This window comes from Veillonella dispar, assembly GCF_937975875.1.
GTDB classification, from domain to species: Bacteria; Bacillota; Negativicutes; order Veillonellales; family Veillonellaceae; genus Veillonella; species Veillonella dispar_B.
Genome location: NZ_CALJSP010000011.1, coordinates 1 through 3,731 on the forward strand (window position 1 = coordinate 1; position 3,731 = coordinate 3,731).

A 3,731-nucleotide genomic window follows, 5' to 3' on the forward strand; every position below is an offset into this window, starting at 1 on the left:
ATACGTTTAAATTCACTATGAGGCATATATGCTTCACCGCGAACTTCAATAAACTCAGGTGCATTATCTAAAAATAATGGAATAGATTTAATGGTACGTACATTAGCTGTTACATCTTCACCAACGCGACCATCACCACGCGTAACAGCACGGACAAACATACCATTTTCATAGTGTAAATTAACCGCTAAGCCATCGATTTTTAGTTCTACAACATACGAAGATGGCTTATGGCCAAGTTCCTTTTCTACACGATTTCCAAATGCTCGTACTTCATCAGCATTAAATACATTACTGAGGCTTAACATAGGACGTCCATGAACGACCTTTTCAAAAGAGCCTTCTACCTTCATACCGACCCGTTGTGTTGGAGAAGATGGCACAATATATTCAGGATGAGCTGTTTCTAAATCCACAAGCTCACGATATTTTTTATCATATTCAAAGTCGCTCATAGTAGGAGCATCTTTTACGTAGTATAAATACTGCGCATGAGTTAGCTCTTGTTGTAACTCTTTAATTCTATCTTTCGGATTCATATTACATCCCTTTTACTGTACAGTAACATTCTATACGTTCCTTACAAGCAAGGTAGAGAGGTTAACTGCCATACACAAGTTTTATCCCTTTTTGACAGGTGCAAATTTAGCCATGACCACACGTACACCTTGTGTAGGGAATTCAATAGTTAGCTTCATGCCAGCCCCTTCACCGGCAACGTTAATAACCTTACCATTGCCCCACTTACTATGAATAGCAGTATCGCCAATCTTCCAATCAGCAATTACTTCATTGCGAACGATTGGCTTTGTAACTGGTCGGCTTGTGACACTCATATGTTGCGGAACATGACGCTTAATATCATCAGGTACTTTACGCTTAGCACGCAAACCATCTACTAACTCTTCTGGAATTTCATCGATAAAACGAGATGGTAAATAGCTGCTAGTGCGTCCAAATACGGTACGCGTAGTGGCATTAGAAATATATAATTCCTTTTCAGCACGAGTAATACCTACATAAGCAAGGCGGCGTTCCTCTTCAATTTCCTCAGGGTTCATCAAGGTGCGACTATGAGGGAATAAGCCTTCCTCCAAGCCTCCTAAGAATACGATTGGGAACTCCAAACCTTTGGCAGCATGTAATGTCATTAATGTCACTTTAGACTCTTCTTGCTCGAAGGAGTCAACATCATTAACAAGGGCTACTTGCTCTAAGAAATCCTCAACAGTACCCGTTGGATTAGTATCTTGGAAGTCTTTAGCTACAGATAAAAGTTCACCGATATTCTCAGCGCGAGCCTGGTCTTGTGGATCTGTACTTTCTTCCAACTGAGCCAAGTAACCTGTTCTATCAAGAATAGCTTCTAAAATATCGAGTACCGTTTTATCTTCCATTTCAGCTACAAGAGTGAAGATAAGGATGCCAAACTCTTCTAACTTTTCCTTCGTTTTACCTTTAATCGTATCTACTAGATGCAATTGTGTGAGTGTCATGAACAAGGATGTGCCGTTTGCACGAGCATAATCTTGTAGTTTTGCCACTGTAGTTGCACCAATACTACGCTTTGGTACATTGATGATACGCAATAAGCTCAAATCATCGAATGGATTATATAGTACCCGTAAGTAAGCTAAAACGTCCTTAATTTCTTTACGATCATAAAACTTTGTGCCCCCTACCATCGTATATGGCAAAGCTCGTTTAATCAGTGCTTCTTCAAGTACACGAGATTGAGCATTTGTACGATACAAAATAGCCATATCGCCATAAGGTACGCCATGAATATCGTGTTTTTTGGCAATAGTATCGCCGATGAAAGCCGCTTCTTCATGTTCAGACTGCGCCGTAAAATGCTGAATTTTAGCGCCTTCAGTCTTGTCTGTCCACAAGTTTTTCTTTGGACGACCTTCATTATTTTCAATTACCGCATTGGCTGCATCAAGGATAATCTTTGTGGAACGGTAGTTTTGCTCCAACTTAATAGATGTACAGTTCGGATAATCCTTTTCAAAGTCTAGGATATTTTGAATATCTGCACCACGCCAAGCGTAAATACTTTGGTCAGCATCACCTACAACGGCAATGTTTTTCCAATGAGACGCTAATAATTTAGCCAATAAATATTGGGCATGGTTCGTATCTTGATACTCGTCGATCATAACATAACGAAAACGCTTGCTATATTTATCTAACACAGCCTCATTGGACTGCAATAATTTAACAGCTACCAATAAAAGATCATCAAAATCTAGAGCATTATTCTTACGCAATTCCCGTTCATAATACTCGTAGACGTCTGCAACCTTTTGCTGGTAAAAGTCTCTTGCTTGCTTTCTAAAATCTGAGGCAAATAACAATTTATTTTTTGCATCAGATATGGCACCAATCATAGCACCTACAGGATAGTATTTATCGTCGAGGTTTAATGCTTTTAAAGCAGCCTTAATAACAGCTTGAGAGTCAGATGTATCGTAGATTGTAAAGTTACTGTTATAACCTAAGAAGTTATTTAATTCAAAACGCAAGAATTTCGCACAGAAGCTATGAAATGTGCTGAGCCAAATGCGATTGGCTACATCCCCAACAAGACCTTCTACACGGCTTTTCATCTCCTTAGCCGCTTTGTTGGTAAATGTAATCGCCAAGATTTCATATGGATTAACACCTTGAGCTAATAAATGTGCAATGCGAACGGTTAACACCTTTGTTTTACCAGATCCAGCACCAGCTAAAATCAATAAAGGGCCTTCCGTATGTTGAACGGCTTGTTGCTGCTCTTTATTTAAACCTGTTAATAATGAATTCATCGGAACACCCCTATCGCCCTTACATATACTATAGTTTGATAATCATATAAATAGAGAAGAAGAACGTTGCAAGCAACGTTCTTTTCCCTTTGTATACTACTATACTATTTCATAGCACCAAGAATTGGTGGTACGATTTGTTTTTTACGAGACATAGTATTTGGCAAGAATACGCCATTATCTTTTACTTCTTTTTCGAATGCTTTTGTTACTACAGCTTCTACATCACCGCTGAATAACAATGTAGTACTTTCATCAAGAATATTTGTAACCATGATGTAAGATGCATCATAGTTATTAGCGCTGCGAAGAGCCTCTAATGCAGCTACAAGTTCAGCTTGTTTAGCCAATACATCTGTTGTATCCATAACAGAAATTTGACCGATAGAAATTGTTTTACCTGCTTCGGAGAATTCTTTCATATCTGTACGAACGATGTCGTCGTTAGTCAAATCAGAAATATCTGCACCAGCTTTTAACATATCAAGGCCATAGGACTCGATATCTACACCAGCGATTTCCGCCAATTTATGTGCCATTTCTTTATCTGTTTCTGTGCATGTTGGAGAGCGGAATAAAACAGTATCAGAAATGATAGCGGACAACATCAAACCAGCAATAGTTTTAGGAATTTCTTGATTGTTTTCCATGTACAATTTAGTAATGATTGTATTAGAGCAACCTACTGGTTCTAAACGCATAAATACAGGACCATCAGTTTCGAAATCACCAATGCGGTGATGATCCACAACACCACACATATTCATGGATTTATAACCATCAATTATTTGTTTGGATTCGTTATGGTCTGTTAAATATAAGTTGCCACCTTCTGGAGCAAACTCTTCCCAGTTCTTAACGATTTGTGGGTGTTCAAAACCAAAATGATTCAATACGTATGTTGTTTCTTTATTTGCTTCA

Annotated in this window: 2 protein-coding genes and 1 pseudogene; all 3 read right to left on the reverse strand. The window is 38.5% G+C overall.

The features are described from left to right. A pseudogene (locus Q7P05_RS00405) lies at window positions 1-539 on the reverse strand (NAD-dependent DNA ligase LigA); the annotation flags it as partial. Window positions 540-620: 81 nt separating this feature from the next. After that, on the reverse strand, window positions 621-2,810 hold the full coding sequence (gene pcrA / locus Q7P05_RS00410) for a DNA helicase PcrA (protein ID WP_303930001.1): 2,190 nt from the start codon (window positions 2,808-2,810) through the stop codon (window positions 621-623). Window positions 2,811-2,914: 104 nt separating this feature from the next. Next, a partial coding sequence (locus tag Q7P05_RS00415; RefSeq protein WP_303930002.1) for a manganese-dependent inorganic pyrophosphatase occupies window positions 2,915-3,731 on the reverse strand: 817 nt, incomplete at its 5' end.